Source organism: Ensifer sp. NPDC090286 (assembly GCF_044769565.1).
Lineage (GTDB): Bacteria > Pseudomonadota > Alphaproteobacteria > Rhizobiales > Rhizobiaceae > Ensifer.
Genome location: NZ_JBIVYF010000006.1, coordinates 406,685 through 428,144, shown reverse-complemented (window position 1 = coordinate 428,144; position 21,460 = coordinate 406,685). Strand labels below are relative to the sequence as shown.

Sequence of the window (21,460 nt, the reverse complement as noted above, 5' to 3'; positions counted from 1 at the left end):
AGAAAATGGGCAGAGGCATGAGCGAGACCGTCCTTTACGACTACTGGCGATCCTCGGCGAGCTATCGGGTGCGTATTGCGCTCAACAGCATCGGTGAAAGCTATCGTTCGGTGCCGGTCGACCTGCTTGCCAAGGCACACAAGCAGCCGGAGCATCTGGCCCGCAACCCGCAAGGGCTCGTGCCTGTGCTTGAGATCGATGGCGAGCGCTTCACGCAATCGCTCGCCATCGTCGAATATCTTGCCGAAACGCGGGCCGATACCGGCTTCCTGCCCGGTGATGCCGTCGGACGTCAGCGGGTGCGCATGCTGTCCTATGCGATCGCCATGGACATCCACCCAACCTGCAATCTCGGCGTCGTGTCCTACGTCATGGCGAATGCCGAGGACGGCGACGCGGCGCGGCGGAACTGGATGCGCAAGTTCATCGGCGAGGGGCTTTCCGCTTTCGAGCGCTTGCTCGACCATCCCGCGACCGGGCGCTTCTGCCATGGCGACAGTCCGACCATGGCGGATTTCTGCCTGGTGCCGCAGGTCTACAATGCCCGCCGATGGGACGTCGATCTTTCGGCCTGTCCGCGGCTCGTCGCGATCGACCAGAACTGTGCCGAGATCGAGGCTTTCGCCCGCGCGCACCCGGATCGCACGCCGCGCTGAGGCCACGCAGCTTGCCGCTTGATCCCTTCTCCTTGCACCTTCGGGCGAGCCTGCGTGATGCGGCCGCCTCGTCTGGCCGGTTCCGTCAAGCGAATGTCGCGAATGGATCGACGGCGGCGAAAAGGCCGCGCTAGTTTTTGTGTGACTGGCCGTATAAGGGGGGCCGGAAAAACCTCTGGAGCGAGAGACCTACCGATGAAAAGCTATGTGCTGAACGTCAGCTGCAAGACCACCCGTGGCATCGTCGCCGCGATCACCGGCTATCTCGCCGAAAAAGGCTGTTACATCTCCGACAGTTCGCAGTTCGACGACCTCGAAACTGGCCTGTTCTTCATGCGTCTCAGCTTCATCAGCCAGGAAGGCGCCACGCTCGACGAGTTGAAGGCCGGCTTCGAAGCGGTGGTGAAGCGCTTCGACATGAACGCCGAGATCCGCGACAGCGAAGAGCGCATGAAGGTGCTGCTGATGGTGTCGCGTTTCGGCCATTGCCTCAACGACCTGCTTTATCGCTGGAAGATCGGCGCGCTGCCGATCGACATCGTCGGCGTCGTCTCCAACCACTTCGATTACCAGAAGGTGGTCGTCAACCACGATATTCCCTTCCACTGCATCAAGGTGACGAAGGAGAACAAGCCGAAGGCCGAGGCCCAGCTGCTCGAACTCGTCGACCAGACCGGCGCCGAGCTGATCGTGCTCGCCCGCTACATGCAGGTGCTTTCGGACGCGCTCTGCAAGAAGATGTCTGGCCGGATCATCAACATCCACCACTCCTTCCTGCCGTCGTTCAAGGGCGCCAACCCCTACAAGCAGGCCTATGAGCGTGGCGTGAAGCTGATTGGCGCGACGGCGCATTACGTCACCGCCGACCTCGACGAAGGCCCGATCATCGAGCAGGACATCGCCCGCATCACCCACGCCCAGAGCGCGGAAGACTATGTCTCGATCGGCCGCGACGTGGAAAGCCAGGTGCTGGCCCGCGCCGTGCACGCCCATATCCACAACCGCTGCTTCATCAACGGCAACCGCGTCGTCGTCTTCCCACCGAGCCCGGGTTCCTACGCTTCCGAGCGCATGGGCTGAGGCGCGAGGCGAAACTGACTGCGAAAAACAGAGACGCCGCCGGTTCGACCGGCGGCGTTTTTCGTTTGTTTGAGTGCGAGGCGGCCGGAACGCGCTTCGCTATTGCAACAGCTCTAGCCCGACCGCCGTCGCCTCGCCGCCGCCGATGCAGAGCGAGGCAATGCCGCGCTTGACGCCTTTGGCGCGCATGGCGTGCAGCAAGGTCACGATGATGCGGGCGCCGGAGGCGCCGATCGGGTGGCCGAGTGCGCAGGCGCCGCCGTTGATGTTGACGATATCGTCGGACAGGCCGAGGTCGCGGATCGCCGCCATCGCCACCACGGCGAAGGCCTCGTTGATTTCGTAGAGGCCGACGCTGCCCTTTTCCCAGGCGAGCTTCGCCATCAGCTTGTCGATCGCGCCGATCGGGGCTGTCGTAAACCAGGCCGGCTCCTGCGCATGGCCGGCATGCCCGGCGACGATGGCAAGCGGCGTCAGACCGCGCTTTTCCGCCTCGCTTGCCCGCATCAGGATCAGTGCGGCAGCGCCGTCTGATATCGACGAGGAATTGGCGGCGGTTACGCTGCCGCCGTCGCGGAAGGCGGGTTTCAGCTTCGGGATCTTTGACGGATCGGATTTGGTCGGCTGCTCGTCGCGGTCGAGATTGGCGGTCTGGCGCTTGCCGGCATCAGCGACGGCCACGATTTCCGCGGCAAAGGAACCATCCTCAGTTGCCCGGTTGGCGCGCTCCAGCGAACGCAAAGCGAAGCCGTCCTGATCGGCACGCGAGAACTGGTAGTGCTCCGCCGTGTCTTCGGCATAGGTGCCCATCAGCCGGCCGGAATAGGCGTCTTCGAGGCCGTCGAGGAACATGTGGTCCTTGACCTCGCCATGTCCCAGGCGGAAGCCGCCGCGCGCCTTCGGCAGCAGATAGGGGGCGTTGGTCATCGACTCCATGCCGCCGACCGCAAGCACCGAGGCGCTGCCGGAAAGGAGTGCGTCGTGGCCAAGCATCAGCGCCTTCATGCCGGAGCCGCAGACCTTGGAAATGGTCGTCGACGGCGTTTCCTTGCCGAGGCCCGCGCCAAGGGCTGCCTGGCGCGCCGGGTTCTGGCCGATGCCGGCCGGCAGCACATTGCCCATCAACACCTCGTCGACAGCATCAAGGCCGGCGCGATCGAGCGCGGCTTTGAGCGCGATGGCGCCGATTTCCGGCGCGGTCAAATCCTTGAGGCTGCCCTGAAAGGCGCCCATCGGCGTGCGGGCCGCCGAAACGATGACGATCGGGTCAGTTTTGCTCATGTCTTTCTCCCATACGGAAAACGGCAATGGTTGGTGCAGGCGCTTGTCTCGCATTCCCTTCTCCCCGCGGGCGGGGAGAAGGTGGCCGGCAGGCTGGATGAGGGGCCATTTTACAACGCGAAGCGTCAGATATGCAGCGCGTGTCCCAGCGCCTTCAGCGCCGATTCCTGGAAGGCTTCCGATTGCGTCGGATGCGCATGGATCGTGCCAGCGATATCTTCGAGGCGCGCGCCCATTTCGATCGCCAGGCTGAAGCTTGCCGAAAGCTCCGACACGCCGTGGCCGACCGCCTGGATGCCGAGCACCAGATGGTTGTCGGCGCGCGCGACGATGCGCACGAAACCGTCCTCGGCAAGCGTCGTCATGGCGCGGCCGTTCGCCTGGAAGGGGAACTGGCCGATCTTGATCTCGATGCCGCTCGCGCGTGCCTCTTCGGGCGAAAGGCCAGCGGTAACGATCTCCGGATCGGTGAAGCAGACGGCGGGGATGCAGCGCTTGTCCCAGCTGCGCTTGTGGCCGGCGACGATCTCGGCCACCATCTCGCCCTGCGCCATGGCGCGGTGCGCCAGCATCGGCTCGCCGGTGACGTCGCCGATCGCATAGATGCCGCGCATGGAGGTGCGGCACTGGTCGTCGACGCGGATGAAGCGGCCGGTGCGGTCGAGGTCGATTTCTTCGAGGCCAAAGCCTTCGGTCACCGGCTTGCGGCCGACGGTGACGAGCACCTTTTCGGCAGCGACATTGATGGCGCGGCCGTTGTGTTCGGCTTGCAGGCTGCCGGTCTCCGTGGAGTAGCTCTTGGCAACCGTCTGGGTGAAGACCTCGATGCCGAGTTCGCCAAGGCGCTTGCCGATCGGCTTCGTCAGGTCGGCGTCGTAGAGCGGCAGGATGCGCGGCTGCGCCTCGAGCACCGTGACATGGCTGCCGAGCTTGGCAAAGGCGGTGCCGAGTTCGAGGCCGATATAGCCGCCGCCGATGACGGCGAGGCTCTTCGGTACGCTCTTCAAGGACAGAGCCTCGGTCGAGGAAATGATCGGCCCGCCGAAGGGCAGGTCCGGCAGTTCGACCGGCGCCGAACCTGTGGCAATGACGATCGCTTCGGCGCGGATGCGCTGCAGTCCGGTCTCGGTCTCGACATCGACCGTCTTGCCATCGATGAAACGGGCCGCGCCGACGACCGCCTTGACGCCGGCCTTCTTCAGAAGCCCGATGACGCCGCCGTTCAGTCGGCCGACGATACCGTCCTTCCAGGCGATGGTATGGGCGAGATCGATCGAGGGGTTGGCTAGCGACAGGCCGAGCGGGTTGCGGCCGGAAGCGGCCGCGCGGAGCTTATGAAACTCCTCAGCCGCATGGATCAGGGCCTTGGAGGGGATGCAGCCGACATTCAGGCAGGTGCCGCCGGCCTTGGTCTTCTCGACGATGACGGTGTCGATGCCGAGCTGGCCGGCGCGGATGGCGCAGATATAGCCGCCGGGGCCGGCGCCGATGACGAGCAGCTTGCAGGAAATTTCCTTCATGATCGCCTCAAGCCTCCACGAAAATAAGCGCCGGCGTTTCGAGCAGGGTCTTCAGCCGCTGCACGAACACGGCCGCATCCCAGCCGTCGATGACGCGGTGATCGAAGCTCGAGGACAGGTTCATGATCTTGCGCGGCACGAACTGCGTGCCGTCCCAGACCGGGCGGATCGCGAGCTTGTTGACGCCGATGATCGCGACCTCCGGATGGTTGATGACCGGTGTGGAGACAATGCCGCCGAGTGCGCCGAGCGAAGAGATCGTGATCGTCGATCCCGTGAGCTCGTCGCGGGTGGCGGTGCCGGTGCGGGCCGCTTCCGCCAAGCGATTGAGTTCGTTGGCGCAATCCCAGATGCCGCGCGCTTCGGCATGGCGCACGACCGGGACGGTGAGACCGGCCGGCGTCTGCGTTGCGATGCCGACATGGACGGCGTGGTGGCGATGGATGATGCCGGGACCGTCGTCGAAGATCGCGTTGACGGCCGGTTGCTCGGCGATCGTGCGCACGAGCGCCCGCATCAGGTAGGGCAGGATCGTCAGCTTCGGCTGGTCGGGCTTCCGGTCGCGGTTCATGGTCGCGCGCAAGTCTTCGAGCGCGGTCATGTCGACCTCTTCCACGTAGGTGATGTGGGGGATGCGCGAGGTCGAAAGCGACATCTTCTCGGCGATGCGGCGGCGAAGGCCGGTCACCTTGATTTCGTCGACGGCGGTCTTGCGCTGCAGGCCGGCCGGTGCGAGCGCCGGCTGGGCGCCGCGGGCGATGAACTGGTCGAGGTCATCATGGCTGATGCGGCCGGCTGGGCCCGTGCCGGTCACCTGGCGCAGATCGACACCGCTTTCCTTGGCGCGCAGGCGCACGGCCGGCGAGGCCAGTGCTTTCTCCAATCGTTCGCCATTGGCATGTGCGCCGTTGGCATGGGCACCGTTCACGGCAGGTGACTTGACCTCGGCCTTGGCGGGCTGGGCCGCCTTGGCGACCGGGGCGGGCGCCTCGACCTTTGCTGCGGGCTGTTCTTCCGCCTTGGTGGCCGGCTTTTCTTCCGCGGGAGCAGCGGCTCCGCCTTCGCCTGCGATCTCGATGCGCACAAGCGGCGCCTTCACCGCGACGGTGTCGCCCACCTCGGCGCCGAGCCAGAGCACCGTACCGGTGACGGGCGAGGGAATTTCGACGGTTGCCTTGTCTGTCATCACCGCGGCGAGCACCATGTCCTCGCGCACGGGGTCACCCGGCTTCACATGCCATTCGACGAGTTCCGCCTCGGCCACGCCTTCGCCGACATCGGGCATCTTGATTACGAATTCGCCCATGTCAGGCCTCCATCACTTCGACGAGCGCGCGTCCGACGCGCGCGGGGCCGGGGAAATAGTCCCATTCCTGGGCGTGCGGGTAGGGTGTGTCCCAGCCGGCGACGCGCACGACGGGCGCTTCGAGATGGTAGAAGCAATGCTCCTGGACGAGGGACGCCACTTCGCCGCCGAAGCCCGAGGTCAGCGTCGCCTCGTGCACGACGACGCAGCGGCCGGTCTTTTCCACCGACTTGACGATCGTGTCGAGGTCGAGCGGCAGCAGGCTGCGCAGATCGATTACCTCGGCGTCGATGCCGGTTTCCTCGGCAGCGGCCAGTGCCACATGCACCATGGTGCCGTAGGCGACGACGGTGACGGCAGAACCCTCTCGGCGGACTTCCGCCTTGCCGATCGGAACAGTGTAGTGGCCTTCCGGCACTTCGCCGAGATCGTGCTTCGACCACGGAATGACCGGGCGGTCGTGGTGGCCGTCGAAGGGGCCGTTGTAGAGCCGCTTCGGCTCCAGGAACATGACCGGATCCGGATCCTCGATCGAGGCAATCAAAAGACCCTTGGCGTCATAGGGATTGGAGGGCACCACGACTTTCAGGCCGCAGACATGGGTGAAGAGCGCTTCCGGGCTCTGGCTGTGGGTCTGGCCGCCGAAGATGCCGCCGCCGGTCGGCATGCGCAGCACGATCGGGCAGGTAAAGTCGCCATTGGAGCGGTAGCGGATGCGGGCGGCTTCCTGGGTGATCTGGTCATAGGCCGGGTACATGTAGTCGGCGAACTGGATCTCGACGCAGGGCTTCAGGCCGTAGGCCGCCATGCCGATCGCGGTGCCGACGATGCCGCTTTCGCTGATCGGTGCATCGAAACAGCGGGTCTTGCCGTATTTCGCCTGGAGCCCTTGCGTGCAGCGGAAGACGCCGCCGAAATAGCCGACGTCCTCGCCGAAGACCACGACATTGTCGTCGCGCTCCATGGACACGTCCATGGCGCTGCGCACGGCTTCGATCATTGTCATTCTGGCCATATCAGTATCCTGCCTTCTGCCGCTGGCGGCGAATGTGCGGCGGCATTTCGGCATAGACGCCCTCGAAGATATCGCGCACCGAGGGCTTGCCGCCGGCATGCAGTGTGCCGTGGCCCTCGGCCTGTTTCTGCGCCTGGATCACTTCGTCGAGGATCTCGGCTTCCGCCTGGGTGTGGCGCTCTTCCGACCAGGCGCCGCGCAGGATCAGGTGCTTCTTCAACCTCAGGACCGGATCGCCGAGCGGCCAGGCTTCGGATTCTGTCTTCGGGCGATAGGCGCTCGGATCGTCGGAGGTCGAATGGGCGCCGACGCGGTAGGTCACGTATTCGATCAGCGTCGGGCCGAGGTTGCGACGGGCGCGCTCGGCCGCCCATTTGGCGACCGCATAGACGGCGAGATAGTCGTTGCCGTCGACGCGCAGTGCCGGGATGCCGAAGCCGAGACCGCGGGCGGCAAAGGTGCCGGAGCCGCCGCGGGCAATGCCCTGGAAGGTGGAGATCGCCCACTGATTGTTGACGATGTTGAGAATGACCGGCGCCTTGTAGGTGGAGGCAAAGACGAGCGCCGAGTGGAAGTCCGATTCCGCCGTCGAGCCGTCGCCGATCCAGGCGGCAGCGATCTTGGTGTCGCGCTTGATCGCCGATGCCATCGCCCAGCCGACCGCCTGGACATATTGGGTGGCGAGGTTGCCGGAGATGGTGAAGAAGCCATGCTCCTTGGAGGAATACATGATCGGCAGCTGGCGGCCGCGCAACGGGTCGCTCTCGTTCGAGAAGATCTGGTTCATCATCTCGACCATCGGGTAGCCGTCGGCGATCAGAAGACCGGCCTGTCGATAGGTCGGGAAGTTCATGTCGCCCTTCACCAGCGCCTTGCGGAAGGCGCAGCTGACGGCCTCTTCGCCCAGATGCTGCATGTAGAAGGAGGTCTTGCCCTGGCGCTGCGCCATGACCATGCGCGCATCGAAGGCGCGCAGCAGCATCATGTGCCTGAGGCCTGCGAGCAACTCCTCGTCAGAAAGCAGACCGGCCCAGGGACCGACTGCTTCGCCATCGCGGTTCAGCACACGGATGATCGAATAGGCGAGGTCGCGCATTTCTTCCGGCGCGACGTCCACCTCCGGGCGCGGCACGGAGCCGGCCTTCGGGATCTTGACGTTGGAGAAATCCGGCTGACCACCGGGCCGAACGGCAGGTTCGGGGACATGCAGGCTAAGTCGATCGAGATCGCTCATGCGGTTTCCGGCCTCCTCCGGAGTGCGCAGTGCACCAGTCAAGAGCGGTCCCAGTCGAACCGCTCCTCATTTCTGTTCTCATGCGTTTCCGGACGCAGGGGCACTAGGACCCCTGCTGGAAATGCTCTGGGTCGGGATAGCGATGGGCCTGAGGTGTCCGAGGACGTGCAATGTGACCGGCAAGGCTCCTCCGCCTAAGGTCTGCACAGACTCCTCCTAAAAGCCCCCGCTCTCCCGACGGGAATGCTCACAGACTGCCACGAGTTCCGGGGCTTATGAAGGTCTTTCCGTGTCGCGGGGCAGGGGTAGGCGAAGAAAGATAGAATCCTGCCGGGAGTGCGCCCACGCGTTGTGTCGGACATCTTCCTGCCGGTCGTTGCCGGTAATTTTCTTTCGCGGCTATCCGCCGGCGACGGCGGTCAGACCGGCGGGGCGATGGTGATCGGCGTGCCGTCGAGGAAGCGCGAGAGCCGGAACGGCGTCGGATCGACGATCGGTTCTGCTCCGGTCACGAGGTCGGCAACGAGGTGGCCGGCGCCGGGGCCAATGCCAAAGCCGTGACCGGAAAAGCCCGTCGCGATGATGAGGCCCGGAACGGTTTCGGCGGGCGAGATGACGGGCACGGCATCGGGCGTCACGTCGATCAGGCCGGCCCAGATCTGCTGCACCTTGGTTTCGCGCAGCAAGGGCAAGGCCTTGGCGGCTGCGTCGAGCGCCCCCAGTGCCCGGCGCGAATCCGGATTGGGATCGAGCACGCGGTGACGTTCGAAGGCGCCGGGCCGGTCGAGGGGCACGGCGCCGATCTCGAACAGTTCGTTCCAGCTCTGGGCGCTGATCCCCACCTGCACGGCATCGCCCTCGGCTTTTCGCGCCGGCTGGAAATCGCGGAAGAAGGCAAAGCTGTCGGGCACGATCGCGTGCAGATTGGCGGCGCCATCGGCAATCGTGTAGCCGCCGTCGAGGCGCTTGCGATAGGCATAGGTCGCGGTTGCGCCGGCCCCTTCCGGACCGCCCGAGACCGGACCGGTTCTCAACACCGTGTTGCGAACTTTCAGCTGCGGCAATCTTATGCCGAGGCCTTTGAGGAACAGCCTGGACCAAGCACCACCGGCAACGATGACCGTCGACGTCTCGATGCGGCCCATCTCGGTCACGACGGCGGAAATCCGCCCGGCAGCCTTCTCGACGCCGCGCACGGCGCAGCCGGTGAGGATACGGGCACCGGCGCGGCGGGCGCCAGCGACGATGGCGGGCACGGCCTTTTGCGGTTCGGCCCGGCCGTCGCTCGGCGTGAAGAGCCCGCCTGGGTAGCGGATTGCTGCACCCGGCATCATCGCTTCTGTCGTGTCGGAGCTAAGTTGCACGCTATCGACACCGTAGGGCCTTGCCATGGCAAGCCAGGCGTCTCGGTTGGCGACGTCGCGCTCGTTCTCGGAGATGTAGAGAATGCCGCAGCGGCGAAAGCCGGTCTCGCCACCGATGCGGGCGTCGAGCTTATCCCAGATCTTCAGCGCCTCGATCGCCAGCGGGATCTCGCGCTCGTCGCGCCCCATCACGCGCACCCAGCCCCAGTTGCGACTGGACTGCTCGGCACCGGGCGTGCCTTTCTCGCAGAGCACGACATCGATGCCGCGCTCGGCGAGGAAAAGCGCGGTGCTGACGCCGATGATGCCGCCGCCGACGATGACAACGTCGGCCTTGGCGGGTAGGGTGGTATCGGTGGCAATGGGATCGAGCGTCGGACCGGGCATGGGGGCACTTTCGGGCAGAGAGGTATCGTGGTCATCGGTGCATGCCGTCGCCGCGAGATCAAGACCTGCGATCTGGCTAATGATCGAAAGCGCGTGGTTTGCCGGCTCACTTTGTTTGGGAAAGTCGGTTCGCCTCGCCACCGGGCGGACTTCCGGTTTCGGCCTGGAGCTTCTATGCTCGCGCGCATGAGTGAGAGCCGCCCCGACCTTCGCCCCGTCCTGCGCATCGATTTCCCGCCCGCCGACCGGCTCGGCCGCGGCAAGATCCTGCTGCTCGAACTGATCCGCGAGACCGGATCGATTTCTGCCGCCGGTCGAGCGATGGACATGTCGTACCGCCGCGCCTGGCTGCTGGTCGATGCGCTGAACCGGATGTTCAGCGAGCCTTCGGTCGATACCCAGCGCGGCGGCAAGCAGGGTGGCGGGGCGGCGCTGACGGCGTTCGGCGAAGAGCTCATCCGTCGCTACCGCGAAATGGAAGAGAAGGTGCAGGCGGTGATTGCCGATGATCTCGCCTGGCTCGAAAGTGTTCGGAGCAGCGAAACACCACCGTCCGATACGGCACCTGTTGTTTCCCAAAAAGCCTAGGGCGTCCTTCGTGCGTTCCCATGAACGCACCACGCTCTAGTGATCGATCGCCACCGACTTGATGACGGCATAGACGGTCTTGCCGGGAGCAAGCTGCAGCACGTCCCGAGAAAAGCGGGTGATGCGGGCGGCAATGGTCGCACCGCCGCAAGTCACCCGGACATCCACGCTGCCATCGTCTTCCGATGTCAGTGTCAGAATGCGTCCTTCGAGCACATTGAGCGCGCTGATCTCCACCGGTCTCGACGTCGCCAGCATGACGTCGCGGGCGGCGATGTGCAGGCGGAGCCTGCCTCCTGGCGTGGCGCTGACACCGGCGATGCGCAACCGTTCCCGCCCGACCCGGACGGTCGTCAGTTCGTGGGCCGGATCGGTTCCCTCGACCTCGCCTTCCAGCAGGACGCCGGCCTCGCGCCGGCCGGTGGCAAGCGTGGCGGCGGGGGCGCTCAGTACTTCGGCGGCGGCACCGGACGCGGTGACCCGGCCGTTTTCGAGCACCACGACGCGCCGTGCCAGCCGGGAGACTTCGCCGACCGAGTGGCTGACATAGACGATCGGGATGCGGGCATCGTCGCGCAGCCGCTCGAGATAGGGCAGGATCTCGGCCTTGCGCGCCTCGTCGAGGGCCGCGAGCGGTTCGTCCATCAGCAGCAGCCGCGGTGCCGCAAGCAAGGCCCGGCCGATCGCCACGCGCTGCCGCTCGCCGCCGGATAGGGCCGACGGGCTGCGATCGAGCAGATGGCCGATGCCGAGCATCTCGACGATGCGGGTGAAGTCTCCGCCTGAGCCGCCTTTGCCCGCAAACCAGCGGCCATAGGCGAGGTTGCGGCGCACGCTCAAGTGCGGGAAGAGCCGCGCCTCCTGGAAGACATAGCCGAAACGGCGACGATGCACCGGCGTAAAGACCCTGTTCTCGCTGTCGGCGATGACGTCGCCATCAAGCAGCACGCGGCCGCTCTCGGGCTTCAAGAGCCCGGCAATGATGTTGATCAGCGAGGTCTTGCCCGAGCCGGACCGGCCGAACAATGCGGTCACGCCGCCATCCGAAGTAAAGGCGGCATCGAGCGCGAAATTGCCGAGCTGGTGGCGGGCTTCGACGGTGAGGCTCATTGGGCCGCTACCCGGCGCGCGGCAAAGGTCGCCAGAAGTTCCGAGAAGATCAGCGCGGCCATGGAAAGGATGACGGAAATGATCGTCAGCCGCATGGCTCCGGCGTCGCCGCCCGGCACCTGGGTGAAGGTATAGATCGCGGCCGAGAGCGTCTGCGTTTCGCCGGGAATGTTGGAAACGAAGGTGATCGTCGCGCCGAATTCGCCCATCGCCTTGGCAAAGGCGATGATCATGCCGGCGATGATGCCGGGAATGATCAGCGGCAGGGTGACGGTGGCAAAGACCCAGAGCGGGCTCGCGCCAAGCGTGGTCGCCGCGTCCTCGAGCTTACGGTCGACCGCCTCGATCGACAGGCGGATGCTGCGCACCATCAGCGGAAAGGCCATGACGGCGCAGGCAAGAGCTGCGCCCGTCCAGCGGAAGGAAAAGACCAGGCCGAAATACTCGGCGAAGAAGGCGCCGAGCGGTCCGCGGCGGCCGAAGAGCAGAAGCAGCAGGAAGCCGGTGACGACGGGCGGAAGGATCAGCGGCAGATGGACAAGGCCGTTCAGCAGCGTCTTGCCCCAGAAGCGTCCGCGAGCAAGCAGCATGGCGACAGCGAGGGCGAAAGGCAGGCTGCAGATCATCGCGACGGTTGCGACGCGCAGGCTCAAGAGGATCGCCGTCCATTCCGCATCGCTCACTGCAAGCCAGTCCAACAGATGTCGCTCCCCGATGCCAGGCCGGTCAGACTTAGCTGTACGCTTCAGGCCGCCGCTGCCTCTCAAACACGATAACGTCGCCCGCGTTTGGGCGCGGGCGACGTGTCACGATAGATGCTTCGCCTGCCTCTGGACAGCCGAGATCCGACGCGATTTCAGGTCGGTTACTTCAGGACCGTGAAGCCCTGCTTTTCGAAGAGTTCTGCAGCCTTGGCCGACTTGACGAAGTCGACATAGGCGGCGGCATCGGGGCTCTTGCTCTCGGCCGTGATGGCGATCGGGTAGATGATCGGCGGATGGCTGTCTTCCGGGAAGGTGCCGACGACCTTGACGCCCGGGTCTGCTGCGGCGTCGGTCTGGTAGACGATGCCGTAGGGTGCTTCGCCGCGCGAGACGAGCAGGAGGGCGGCACGCACGCTTTCGGCGCCGGCGACCTTCGGCTCTACGGCCTTCCAGGCGTCGAGCTTTTCGAGTGCTGCCTTGCCGTATTTGCCGGCCGGAACGGAATCGACGGCACCCATGGCCAGGCGACCGTCACCGAGAATGCCAGCGAGATCGAAGCCCTGCTTGATCTCGACCGGGCCAGCGTCCTTCTTGCCGGACACGAGCACGATACGGTTGCCGAGCAGGTTTGCGCGGGTGTCGTCCTTGATCAGCTTCTTTTCAGTGAGATAGTCCATCCAGGCGAGGTCGGCAGAGATGAAGACGTCGGCGGGCGCGCCCTGTTCCACCTGCTTGGCGAGCGCGGAGCTTGCCGCGTAGGAAACGGTCGTTTCCTTGCCGCTTTCCTTCTGCCACTCGGCATTGATCGCATCGAGCGCGTTCTTCAGGCTCGCAGCCGCAAAGACCGTCACCTTCTCTTCGGCCTGCGCGGACGCCGGCAGAACGTTTGCACCGACCCAGGCGAGGCCGAGCGTCAGCACCAGGCCCTTCAGCCAGTCTCTTCTCTTGATCATCGATTTCCCTCCAACGATGCGTGATATCTCTTAGGATACAACGATATCGCCTCCTGATTACCGTTGTATCTGTTGAAATACAATGCTCCTCAAAAGGGCTACCGTAATACCCGTGAGCTTGTGGCCGCCTGGCAAAACCGGTGCAGCATTCTCGTGGCGGGCGCGATTGGGCTTGCGATGATGTCCGAGCGGCCTAAATTGCGGCCTCGATCCTCTGACATGGAGCGGACGCGCGATGGAAACGGCAGTGAAGCTTGAAGAAAGCTGGAAGGAAGCGTTGGCACCGGAATTCGCCAGCGGCTACATGGCTGACCTCAAGCAGTTCCTGGTGGTCCAGAAAAACGAGGGCCGGCAGATTTTCCCTCGGGGGCCTGAGTATTTTCGCGCGCTCGACCTGACGCCGCTCGACAAGGTCCGTGTCGTCATCCTCGGCCAGGATCCCTATCACGGCGATGGCCAGGCGCATGGGCTCTGCTTCAGTGTGCGCCCCGGTGTTCGGACGCCGCCGTCGCTCGTCAACATCTACAAGGAACTGAACACCGATCTCGGCATTCCGCCGGCGCGGCATGGTTTCCTCGAAAACTGGGCGAAACAGGGCGTGTTGCTTTTGAACAGCGTGCTGACGGTGGAGCGCGGCAATGCGGCGTCGCACCAGGGTCGCGGCTGGGAAAAGTTCACGGATGCGATCATCCGCGCGGTCAACGAGGCCGAGCATCCCGTCGTCTTCATGCTCTGGGGCTCCTATGCGCAGAAGAAGGCGGCCTTCGTCGACCGCTCACGCCATCTGGTCTTGAGGGCGCCGCATCCGTCGCCGCTTTCGGCCCATTCCGGCTTTCTTGGTTGCCGCCATTTTTCCCAGGCCAACGCCTTCCTTGAAAGCAAGGGCTTCGATCCGATCGACTGGCGGCTGCCCGAGAATCCGGCTGCGGACATCAACTGACGGCGTGGCGCGAATGACGGCTTCGTCGTCGCCCTGAGGTCTTGCCTTGGCGGCGGCGATCCGCCTAAGACGCCGGAACGAAATGGCGGAGGCGGGCATGCGCAAAATTCTGATCATCGGCATCGGTTCGGGCAATCCCGAACATATGACCGTGCAGGCGATCAATGCGCTGAACCGGGCCGACGTGCTCTTCATTCCGACCAAGGGTGCCAAGAAGACCGAGCTTGCTGACGTGCGCCGCGACATCTGCACCCGCTACGTCACGCGCAAGGACAGCCGCACCGTCGAGTTCGCGGTGCCGGTGCGGCGCACCGAGGGCGTCAGCTATGACGGCAGCGTCGACGACTGGCACGCCCAGATCGCCGCGATCTATGAAGGGCTTCTTTCGAAGGAGTTGGGCAACGAGGGAACTGGCGCGTTTCTCGTCTGGGGTGACCCAATGCTCTATGACAGCACCATTCGCATCGTCGAGCGGGTCAAGGCACGCGGTGAGGTCGCCTTCGATTACGACGTCATTCCCGGGATCACCAGCCTGCAGGCGCTTTGCGCCAGCCACCGCATTCCGCTGAACCTCGTCGGCAAGCCGGTGGAGATCATCACCGGGCGTCGGCTGCACGAGAGTTTTCCGCAGAAGAGCCAGACCTCGGTCGTCATGCTCGATGGCGAACAGGCGTTCCAGCGGATCGACGATCCGGACGCTGAGATCTTCTGGGGCGCCTATCTCGGCACGCCGGATGAGATCGTCATTTCCGGCCGCTTGGCTGCGGTGAAGGACCGGATCCTTGAAACGCGGGCCGCGGCGCGCGCGAAGATGGGTTGGATCATGGACATCTATCTCCTGCGCAAGGGCGCCGACTTCGACGAGTGACGGCAAGGACCGATCCGCGTCGTGTTTGATCTCACTCAAGGTTTGCGGCTGTGTTATAGCGTCTTAAGAGGTTTCTTCAGGGAGGAGAGCCTCACGTGATGACGGATTTGATGACCAGCTGCGCCCTTCCATCGACCGGAGATGCCGGCACCGTCGCTTCGATGCGCCGCGGTGCCTGCCCGTCCTTGGCAGAGCCGATGCAGACCGGCGACGGCCTGCTTGTCAGGCTGAGGCCGACGGACGACAGTCTGACACTGCCGAAGGTCATCGCCCTTGCCGCTGCTGCCGAGCGCTTCGGCAACGGCATCATCGAGATCACCGCGCGCGGAAACCTGCAGCTTCGCGGCCTGAGCGCGGCGTCCGTGCCGATGCTGGCGCAGGCGATCGGCGATGCGGAGATCACGATAGCCGGGGGCCTCGCGATCGAGGTGCCGCCTCTGGCCGGCATCGATCCGGACGAGATCGCCGACCCCCGGCCGATTGCCAGCGAGCTTCGCGAAGCGCTTCGGGCGCGCCAGGTGCCGTTGAAGCTTGCGCCCAAACTATCCGTCGTCATCGATAGTGGCGGCCGCTTCGGTCTTGGCGCCGTGGTTGCTGACATTCGCCTTCAGGCGGTTTCGACTGCCGGGGGTGCGGCCTGGGTTCTGTCGCTTGGCGGCACGGCGGCGAAGGCATCGATCGTCGGGATGTTTGCCGACGACGCGGTCGTCCCGGCGCTGGTCACCATTCTCGAGAAACTGGCGAGCCTGGGCGCGGCGGCGCGCGGGCGTGATCTGGACCCGGCGGACATCCGCGCGCTCTGTCGCTGTGAGACATCGAGCGTACGCCCGGTCGTTCCGCGTTCGGCCGCCATACCCGGCATTCACGCGTTGGATAACGCCGGCACCGTTCTTGGCCTCGGTCTGGCCTTTGCTCAAGTGGAGGCCGCCGCTCTGGCATCCTACCTCCATCAGGTCCAGACGCTTGGTGCCGATGCGATCCGGCTTGCACCGGGGCACGCCTTCTTCGTCCTCGGCCTTCGCCCCGAGGCGGCGGCGATGGCGCAGAGCCTGGCGGCGGCACACGGTTTTCGCATAGCCGAAGAGGATCCGCGCAACGCGATCGCCACCTGTGCCGGCAGCAAGGGCTGCGCGTCCGGCCGGATGGAAACCAAGGGCATGGCTGAGCGCCTTGTCGAGACGGCGCGGGAGCTGCTCGACGGGTCGCTGACCGTGCATCTCTCCGGTTGCGCCAAGGGCTGCGCCCGGCCGAAGCCGTCCGAACTGACGCTGGTCGGTGCGCCATCAGGATACGGGCTTGTCGTAAATGGGGCTGCCAATGGCTTGCCAAGCGCCTACACCGATGAGAATGGAATGGGATCCGCGCTTGCCCGGCTCGGTCGGCTGGTGCGGCAAAACAAAGACGCTGGCGAATCGGCGCAGTCCTGTCTTACACGGCTCGGAGCTGCGCGCGTCTCGGCAGCGTTCGAACAGGGATAGACATGCCTGAGTATGATTACATTCGCGATGGCAACGCCATCTACGAGCGTTCCTTCGCTATCATTCGCGCCGAGGCCGATCTTTCGCGCTTCTCCGAAGAGGAAGCGGATCTGGCGGTGCGCATGGTGCATGCCTGCGGTTCCGTCGAGGCGACCAGGCAGTTCGTGTTTTCTCCCGATTTCGTAAGCTCCGCCCGTGCGGCGCTGAAGGCCGGTGCGCCGATCCTCTGCGATGCCGAGATGGTTGCGCATGGTGTGACCCGCGCACGTCTTCCGGCCGGTAACGAGGTGATCTGCACGCTGCGCGATCCGCGCACGCCCGAGATCGCCGCCGAGATCGGCAACACGCGCTCCGCCGCAGCCCTGAAGCTCTGGAGCGAGCGTCTGGCCGGGTCGGTGGTCGCCATCGGCAACGCACCGACGGCGCTGTTCTTCCTCTTGGAAATGCTGCGCGACGGCGCGCCGAAGCCGGCAGCGATCCTCGGCATGCCCGTCGGTTTCGTCGGTGCGGCGGAATCGAAGGATGCACTCGCCGAGAATTCCTACGGCGTTCCCTTCGCCATCGTGCGCGGCCGCCTCGGTGGCAGCGCCATGACGGCAGCGGCGCTCAACTCGCTCGCGAGGCCGGGCCTGTGAGCGGCGGCGGTGTGGGACGCCTGATCGGCGTTGGAACCGGCCCCGGCGATCCGGAGCTTCTGACGGTCAAGGCGGTCAAGGCGCTCGGGCAGGCCGATGTGCTTGCCTATTTCGCCAAGGCCGGGCGCAGCGGCAACGGCCGCGCTGTGGTCGAGGGTCTGTTGAAGCCGGATCTCGTGGAACTGCCGCTCTACTATCCGGTGACGACCGAGATCGACAAGGACGACGGCGCCTACAAGAGCCAGATTACCGATTTCTACAACGCGTCGGCCGAAGCCGTGGCGGCGCATCTTGCCGCCGGTCGTACAGTCGCCGTGCTCAGCGAAGGCGATCCGCTGTTTTATGGCTCCTACATGCACCTGCATGTGCGGCTTGCCAACCGTTTCCCGGTCGAGGTGATCCCCGGCATTACCGCCATGTCCGGTTGCTGGTCGCTTGCCGGCCTGCCGCTGGTGCAGGGCGATGATGTTCTCTCCGTGCTTCCCGGCACCATGGCCGAAGCCGAGCTTGGCCGCAGGCTGAAGGATACCGAAGCGGCCGTGATCATGAAGGTCGGGCGCAACCTGCCGAAGATCCGCCGGGCGCTTGCCGCCTCCGGTCGCCTCGCTCAGGCCGTCTATGTCGAACGCGGCACAATGAAGAATGCGGCGATGACGGCGCTTGCCGAAAAGGCTGATGACGATGCGCCCTATTTCTCGCTGGTGCTCGTTCCCGGCTGGAAGGACCGGCCATGACCGGCACGCTCTATGTCGTCGGAACCGGACCGGGCAGCGCCAAGCAGATGACGCCGGAAACGGCGGAGGCCGTCGCCGCCGCTCAGGAATTCTACGGTTACTTTCCCTATCTCGACCGGCTGAACCTCAGACCTGATCAGGTCCGCGTCGCCTCCGACAACCGCGAGGAACTCGACCGGGCGCAGGTCGCGCTGACGCGGGCGGCGGCAGGCGTGAAGGTCTGCATGGTCTCCGGCGGCGATCCGGGCGTCTTTGCGATGGCGGCGGCCGTCTGCGAGGCGATCGACAAGGGCCCAGAGGAATGGAAGTCGGTTGAACTGGTAATCACGCCTGGCGTGACCGCGATGCTTGCCGTTGCCGCCCGTATTGGGGCGCCGCTCGGCCATGATTTCTGCGCGATCTCGCTTTCCGACAATCTGAAGCCCTGGGAAGTCATCACAAGGCGGCTGCGGCTGGCGGCGGAAGCGGGCTTCGTCATTGCGCTCTACAATCCGATCAGCAAGGCGCGGCCATGGCAACTGGGCGAAGCCTTCGCGCTTCTGCGCGGCGTCTTGCCGGCAACGGTTCCGGTGATCTTCGGCCGGGCGGCCGGGCGGCCGGACGAACGGATCGCCGTGATGCCGCTCGGTGAAGCCGATGCCAACCGCGCCGACATGGCGACCTGCGTCATCATCGGTTCGCCCGAGACGCGCATCGTCGAGCGCGGCGGACAGCCCGATCTCGTCTACACGCCGCGCTTCTATGCAGGGGCGAGCCAGTGAGCGATGCGGTCGAGCGCCTCGTCGCAATTGCCCACCGTCGGCACGTCCGCGGGCTTGCGCCGCTCGACCATGATCACCTCGATGCCAAGCCGGCGCGCTGCGGCGATCTTGCCGTAGGTGGCGCTGCCGCCGCTGTTCTTGGCGACGATCACGTCGATCTGCCGGCTCCTGAGCAGCTCGGCTTCGTCGGCTTCCTTGAAGGGACCGGTTGCAAGAATCGCCTGCTGATCGGGAAGATCGAGCGGCGGCGTGACCGGATCGACGCTGCGGATGACGTAGCTGTGTTGAGGCGCGACTTCGAAATGGAACGCCTCCTGCCGGCCGATGGCAAGGAACACGCGGCGCCTTCGATCGCCAAGCGCACTGACCGCCTCGACAACGCTATCGACCAGGGTCCAGCGGTCGCCGGCCAGGGGCAACCATTCCGGTCGGCGAAGGGCGAGCAGCGGCACGCCAATTCTTTGCACCGCCTCGGCGGCATTGTGCGAAATGCGCGCGGCAAAGGGGTGCGTCGCATCGACCAGCAACGCGATCTTTTCGTCGCGCAGGAAATGCGCCAGTCCATCGGCGCCGCCGAAGCCGCCGATGCGGGTCCTGACCGGCTGCGGCCGCGGGTCGGCGGTGCGGCCGGCGAGCGAGATGGCGGTATCAAAGCGGGCATCTTCGGCCAGCCGGCGTGCGAGCTCGCGTGCCTCGGTGGTGCCACCCAATATCAGAATACGAGGTTTTTCCATGGCTGACGTGTCGAACAGCGAACCCGCCATCGTCTCCCCCTGGCTGACCGTCATCGGTATCGGTGAGGATGGTGTAGCGGGTCTCGGTGACGAGGCCAAGCGGCTGATCGCCGAGGCGCCGGTTGTTTACGGCGGCCACCGCCATCTGGAACTTGCGGCCTCCCTCATCACCGGCGAAGCGCACAATTGGCAAAGCCCGCTGGAGCGCTCGGTCGTCGAGATCGTCGCGCGCCGCGGCAGCCCGGTGGTGGTGCTTGCCTCGGGCGATCCGTTCTTCTTCGGCGTCGGTGTAACGCTGGCGCGCCGGATCGCGTCGGCCGAAATCCGCACGCTTCCGGCGCCCTCGTCGATCAGCCTTGCCGCCTCGCGCCTCGGCTGGGCGCTGCAGGACGCGACGCTCGTTTCCGTGCATGGCCGACCGCTCGACCTGGTGCGGCCGCACCTGCATCCCGGCGCCAAGGTGTTGACGCTGACGTCGGACGGTGCGGGTCCGAGGGACCTGGCCGAACTGCTGGTTTCAAGCGGCTTCGGTCAGTCGCGGCTGACGGTGCTGGAGGCGCTTGGTGGCGCCGGCGAACGGGTGACGACGCAGATTGCCTCGCGTTTCATGCTCGGCCTTGTGCATCCTTTGAACGTTTGCGCCATCGAAGTGACGGCCGACGAGGGCGCGCGCGTGCTGCCGCTCGCCGCCGGTCGCGACGACGCGCTGTTCGAACATGACGGGCAGATCACCAAGCGGGAAGTGCGGGCCCTGACGCTCTCGGCTCTCGCGCCGCGCAAGGGCGAACTGCTCTGGGATATCGGCGGCGGCTCCGGCTCGATCGGCATCGAATGGATGCTGGCCGACCCGACCATGCAGGCGATCACCATCGAGGTGGAACCGGAGCGGGCAGCGCGCATCGGCCGAAACGCGACGATGTTCGGCGTGCCCGGGCTGACCGTGGTCGAAGGCGAGGCGCCGGCGGCGCTTGCCGGCCTGCCGCAGCCGGACGCGATCTTCATCGGTGGCGGTGGCAGCGAAGACGGCGTGATGGAAGCGGCGATCGCCGCGCTCAAGTCAGGCGGACGGCTGGTTGCCAACGCGGTGACGACTGACATGGAAGCGGTGCTGCTCGAACATCACGCGCGGTTCGGCGGTTCGTTGATCCGCATCGATATCGCGCGGGCAGGAGCGATCGGTGCAATGACCGGCTGGAAGCCGGCCATGCCGGTCACCCAATGGTCGTGGACGAAGGGCTAAAGCCCAGAAAACGTATGACGCGGTCTTGCGTCAGGACTGCGTAAGAAAAAGAAAGAGCAACCTATGACGGTACATTTCATCGGCGCCGGCCCGGGGGCTGCAGACCTGATCACGGTGCGCGGTCGCGACCTGATCGGACGCTGCCCGGTCTGCCTCTATGCCGGCTCGATCGTTTCGCCGGAACTCCTGCAATATTGCCCGCCCGGTGCTCGCATCGTCGACACCGCGCCGATGTCGCTCGACGAGATCGAGGCCGAGTATCTCAGAGCCGAAGCTGATGGTCTGGATGTGGCGCGTCTGCATTCCGGCGACCTCTCGGTCTGGAGTGCCGTGGCCGAGCAGATCCGCCGGCTGGAAAAGCACGGTATCGCCTATACGATGACGCCGGGCGTTCCCTCTTTTGCGGCGGCCGCCGCAGCGCTTGGGCGTGAACTGACCATTCCGGCGGTGGCCCAGAGCCTGGTGCTGACCCGCGTTTCCGGCCGCGCTTCACCGATGCCGAACAGCGAAACGCTTGCCGCCTTCGGCGCTACGGGATCGACGCTGGCGATCCATCTTGCGATCCATGCGCTCGGGCAGGTCGTCGAGGAACTGACGCCGCTCTATGGCGCCGACTGCCCGGTCGCCATCGTCGTCAAGGCCTCCTGGTCGGACGAACGGGTGGTGCGCGGCACGCTCGGTGATATCGCCGCCAAGGTGGCGGAAGAGCCGATCGAGCGCACGGCGCTGATCTTCGTCGGTCCGGGGCTCGAAGCCTCCGATTTCCGCGAAAGCTCGCTCTACGATCCCGCCTATCAGCGGCGTTTCAGAGGGCGTGGCGAATAGGCCACGCTCCTAGGGGATGCTGTCCCAAGCTTCCGCCTGGACGCGCC

General features: G+C 65.3%; 21 protein-coding genes. 11 read left to right on the top strand and 10 right to left on the bottom strand.

Annotation, left to right across the window (positions count from 1 at the left end; all coding sequences use genetic code 11):
* Positions 1-17 precede the first annotated feature (17 nt).
* Positions 18-656, top strand: coding sequence for a maleylacetoacetate isomerase (gene maiA, locus ACIQUG_RS28815; protein WP_402325660.1), 639 nt, complete (start codon positions 18-20; stop codon positions 654-656).
* A 195-nt stretch (positions 657-851) separates the two neighbouring features.
* A complete protein-coding gene (gene purU / locus ACIQUG_RS28810) occupies positions 852-1,736 on the top strand; it encodes a formyltetrahydrofolate deformylase (RefSeq protein WP_043618564.1) in 885 nt (294 codons plus the stop codon).
* A gap of 99 nt (positions 1,737-1,835) precedes the next feature.
* Here the strand turns inward: purU and ACIQUG_RS28805 are convergent, their stop codons facing one another.
* The 6 genes from ACIQUG_RS28805 to ACIQUG_RS28780 form a co-directional block, all read right to left on the bottom strand.
* Positions 1,836-3,017: an acetyl-CoA C-acyltransferase gene (locus ACIQUG_RS28805; protein ID WP_402325659.1), complete on the bottom strand. Its 1,182-nt coding sequence runs from the start codon at positions 3,015-3,017 to the stop codon at positions 1,836-1,838.
* 125 nt (positions 3,018-3,142) lie between these two features.
* The gene (gene lpdA, locus ACIQUG_RS28800; RefSeq protein WP_402325658.1) at positions 3,143-4,537 is read right to left on the bottom strand and encodes a dihydrolipoyl dehydrogenase; all 1,395 of its coding nucleotides are present in this window, start codon (positions 4,535-4,537) and stop codon (positions 3,143-3,145) included.
* 7 nt (positions 4,538-4,544) lie between these two features.
* Positions 4,545-5,843 carry a dihydrolipoamide acetyltransferase family protein gene (locus ACIQUG_RS28795; protein WP_402325656.1) on the bottom strand — a complete coding sequence of 433 codons (1,299 nt, stop codon included), beginning with the start codon at positions 5,841-5,843 and terminating at the stop codon, positions 4,545-4,547.
* A 1-nt stretch (position 5,844) separates the two neighbouring features.
* Positions 5,845-6,858, bottom strand: a complete 1,014-nt coding sequence (locus ACIQUG_RS28790) for an alpha-ketoacid dehydrogenase subunit beta (protein ID WP_043618552.1) — start codon at positions 6,856-6,858, stop codon at positions 5,845-5,847.
* A gap of 1 nt (position 6,859) precedes the next feature.
* Positions 6,860-8,092 carry a 3-methyl-2-oxobutanoate dehydrogenase (2-methylpropanoyl-transferring) subunit alpha gene (locus ACIQUG_RS28785; RefSeq protein WP_043618549.1) on the bottom strand — a complete coding sequence of 411 codons (1,233 nt, stop codon included), beginning with the start codon at positions 8,090-8,092 and terminating at the stop codon, positions 6,860-6,862.
* 419 nt (positions 8,093-8,511) lie between these two features.
* Positions 8,512-9,843 carry an NAD(P)/FAD-dependent oxidoreductase gene (locus ACIQUG_RS28780; protein WP_402325655.1) on the bottom strand — a complete coding sequence of 444 codons (1,332 nt, stop codon included), beginning with the start codon at positions 9,841-9,843 and terminating at the stop codon, positions 8,512-8,514.
* A gap of 186 nt (positions 9,844-10,029) precedes the next feature.
* Between ACIQUG_RS28780 and ACIQUG_RS28775 the strand changes: the two genes are divergently transcribed.
* On the top strand, positions 10,030-10,431 hold the full coding sequence (locus tag ACIQUG_RS28775) for a winged helix-turn-helix domain-containing protein (protein ID WP_402325708.1): 402 nt from the start codon (positions 10,030-10,032) through the stop codon (positions 10,429-10,431).
* 36 nt (positions 10,432-10,467) lie between these two features.
* Here the strand turns inward: ACIQUG_RS28775 and modC are convergent, their stop codons facing one another.
* From modC to modA, 3 genes are all read right to left on the bottom strand, one after another.
* Positions 10,468-11,541: a molybdenum ABC transporter ATP-binding protein gene (gene modC, locus ACIQUG_RS28770; protein WP_402325653.1), complete on the bottom strand. Its 1,074-nt coding sequence runs from the start codon at positions 11,539-11,541 to the stop codon at positions 10,468-10,470.
* Positions 11,538-12,239, bottom strand: coding sequence for a molybdate ABC transporter permease subunit (gene modB, locus ACIQUG_RS28765; protein ID WP_402325651.1), 702 nt, complete (start codon positions 12,237-12,239; stop codon positions 11,538-11,540). Before modB ends, modC begins: the two co-directional genes overlap by 4 nt.
* A gap of 167 nt (positions 12,240-12,406) precedes the next feature.
* Positions 12,407-13,198: a molybdate ABC transporter substrate-binding protein gene (gene modA / locus ACIQUG_RS28760; protein ID WP_402325650.1), complete on the bottom strand. Its 792-nt coding sequence runs from the start codon at positions 13,196-13,198 to the stop codon at positions 12,407-12,409.
* A 235-nt stretch (positions 13,199-13,433) separates the two neighbouring features.
* On the opposite strand from modA, the gene ung reads away from it, so the two are divergent.
* The 6 genes from ung (at position 13,434) to ACIQUG_RS28730 (ending at position 18,614) form a co-directional block, all read left to right on the top strand.
* Positions 13,434-14,138, top strand: a complete 705-nt coding sequence (ung, locus tag ACIQUG_RS28755) for a uracil-DNA glycosylase (RefSeq protein ID WP_402325649.1) — start codon at positions 13,434-13,436, stop codon at positions 14,136-14,138.
* Positions 14,139-14,235: 97 nt separating this feature from the next.
* The gene (gene cobF, locus ACIQUG_RS28750; RefSeq protein WP_402325647.1) at positions 14,236-15,006 is read left to right on the top strand and encodes a precorrin-6A synthase (deacetylating); all 771 of its coding nucleotides are present in this window, start codon (positions 14,236-14,238) and stop codon (positions 15,004-15,006) included.
* Between the two features lie 110 nt (positions 15,007-15,116).
* The gene (cobG, locus tag ACIQUG_RS28745) at positions 15,117-16,484 is read left to right on the top strand and encodes a precorrin-3B synthase (protein WP_402325707.1); all 1,368 of its coding nucleotides are present in this window, start codon (positions 15,117-15,119) and stop codon (positions 16,482-16,484) included.
* 2 nt (positions 16,485-16,486) lie between these two features.
* The gene (locus ACIQUG_RS28740; RefSeq protein ID WP_402325646.1) at positions 16,487-17,119 is read left to right on the top strand and encodes a precorrin-8X methylmutase; all 633 of its coding nucleotides are present in this window, start codon (positions 16,487-16,489) and stop codon (positions 17,117-17,119) included.
* Positions 17,116-17,853: a precorrin-2 C(20)-methyltransferase gene (locus ACIQUG_RS28735; protein WP_192450838.1), complete on the top strand. Its 738-nt coding sequence runs from the start codon at positions 17,116-17,118 to the stop codon at positions 17,851-17,853. Before ACIQUG_RS28740 ends, ACIQUG_RS28735 begins: the two co-directional genes overlap by 4 nt.
* A complete protein-coding gene (locus tag ACIQUG_RS28730; RefSeq protein WP_402325644.1) occupies positions 17,850-18,614 on the top strand; it encodes a precorrin-3B C(17)-methyltransferase in 765 nt (254 codons plus the stop codon). The genes ACIQUG_RS28735 and ACIQUG_RS28730 overlap by 4 nt, the downstream gene beginning before the upstream one ends.
* On the opposite strand, the gene ACIQUG_RS28725 is transcribed toward ACIQUG_RS28730, so the two are convergent.
* A complete protein-coding gene (locus tag ACIQUG_RS28725) occupies positions 18,593-19,378 on the bottom strand; it encodes a cobalt-precorrin-6A reductase (protein ID WP_402325642.1) in 786 nt (261 codons plus the stop codon). The two genes, ACIQUG_RS28730 and ACIQUG_RS28725, sit on opposite strands and share 22 nt — an antisense overlap.
* Between ACIQUG_RS28725 and cbiE the strand changes: the two genes are divergently transcribed.
* Both cbiE and cobM read left to right on the top strand, forming a co-directional pair.
* Positions 19,347-20,588 (top strand): precorrin-6y C5,15-methyltransferase (decarboxylating) subunit CbiE, encoded by a 1,242-nt coding sequence (cbiE, locus tag ACIQUG_RS28720; protein WP_402325641.1) that lies wholly within the window; start codon positions 19,347-19,349, stop codon positions 20,586-20,588. The two genes, ACIQUG_RS28725 and cbiE, sit on opposite strands and share 32 nt — an antisense overlap.
* 63 nt (positions 20,589-20,651) lie before the next feature.
* Positions 20,652-21,413 (top strand): precorrin-4 C(11)-methyltransferase, encoded by a 762-nt coding sequence (gene cobM, locus ACIQUG_RS28715; RefSeq protein ID WP_402325639.1) that lies wholly within the window; start codon positions 20,652-20,654, stop codon positions 21,411-21,413.
* Positions 21,414-21,460 lie beyond the last annotated feature (47 nt).

What these genes read in the sequence shown, in the direction of transcription:
- ACIQUG_RS28775 (WP_402325708.1), top strand. Translation starts at nt 10,030, where the DNA reads ATGAGTGAGAGCCGCCCCGACCTTCGCCCCGTCCTGCGCATCGATTTC.
- lpdA (WP_402325658.1), bottom strand. Translation starts at nt 4,537, where the DNA reads ATGAAGGAAATTTCCTGCAAGCTGCTCGTCATCGGCGCCGGCCCCGGC.
- ACIQUG_RS28805 (WP_402325659.1), bottom strand. Translation starts at nt 3,017, where the DNA reads ATGAGCAAAACTGACCCGATCGTCATCGTTTCGGCGGCCCGCACGCCG.
- ACIQUG_RS28740 (WP_402325646.1), top strand. Translation starts at nt 16,487, where the DNA reads ATGCCTGAGTATGATTACATTCGCGATGGCAACGCCATCTACGAGCGT.
- ung (WP_402325649.1), top strand. Translation starts at nt 13,434, where the DNA reads ATGGAAACGGCAGTGAAGCTTGAAGAAAGCTGGAAGGAAGCGTTGGCA.
- purU (WP_043618564.1), top strand. Translation starts at nt 852, where the DNA reads ATGAAAAGCTATGTGCTGAACGTCAGCTGCAAGACCACCCGTGGCATC.
- modA (WP_402325650.1), bottom strand. Translation starts at nt 13,198, where the DNA reads ATGATCAAGAGAAGAGACTGGCTGAAGGGCCTGGTGCTGACGCTCGGC.
- cobM (WP_402325639.1), top strand. Translation starts at nt 20,652, where the DNA reads ATGACGGTACATTTCATCGGCGCCGGCCCGGGGGCTGCAGACCTGATC.
- cobG (WP_402325707.1), top strand. Translation starts at nt 15,117, where the DNA reads ATGACCAGCTGCGCCCTTCCATCGACCGGAGATGCCGGCACCGTCGCT.
- ACIQUG_RS28780 (WP_402325655.1), bottom strand. Translation starts at nt 9,843, where the DNA reads ATGCCCGGTCCGACGCTCGATCCCATTGCCACCGATACCACCCTACCC.
- ACIQUG_RS28725 (WP_402325642.1), bottom strand. Translation starts at nt 19,378, where the DNA reads ATGGCGGGTTCGCTGTTCGACACGTCAGCCATGGAAAAACCTCGTATT.
- ACIQUG_RS28730 (WP_402325644.1), top strand. Translation starts at nt 17,850, where the DNA reads ATGACCGGCACGCTCTATGTCGTCGGAACCGGACCGGGCAGCGCCAAG.
- cobF (WP_402325647.1), top strand. Translation starts at nt 14,236, where the DNA reads ATGCGCAAAATTCTGATCATCGGCATCGGTTCGGGCAATCCCGAACAT.
- ACIQUG_RS28790 (WP_043618552.1), bottom strand. Translation starts at nt 6,858, where the DNA reads ATGGCCAGAATGACAATGATCGAAGCCGTGCGCAGCGCCATGGACGTG.
- ACIQUG_RS28785 (WP_043618549.1), bottom strand. Translation starts at nt 8,092, where the DNA reads ATGAGCGATCTCGATCGACTTAGCCTGCATGTCCCCGAACCTGCCGTT.
- modC (WP_402325653.1), bottom strand. Translation starts at nt 11,541, where the DNA reads ATGAGCCTCACCGTCGAAGCCCGCCACCAGCTCGGCAATTTCGCGCTC.
- ACIQUG_RS28795 (WP_402325656.1), bottom strand. Translation starts at nt 5,843, where the DNA reads ATGGGCGAATTCGTAATCAAGATGCCCGATGTCGGCGAAGGCGTGGCC.
- maiA (WP_402325660.1), top strand. Translation starts at nt 18, where the DNA reads ATGAGCGAGACCGTCCTTTACGACTACTGGCGATCCTCGGCGAGCTAT.
- cbiE (WP_402325641.1), top strand. Translation starts at nt 19,347, where the DNA reads ATGGCTGACGTGTCGAACAGCGAACCCGCCATCGTCTCCCCCTGGCTG.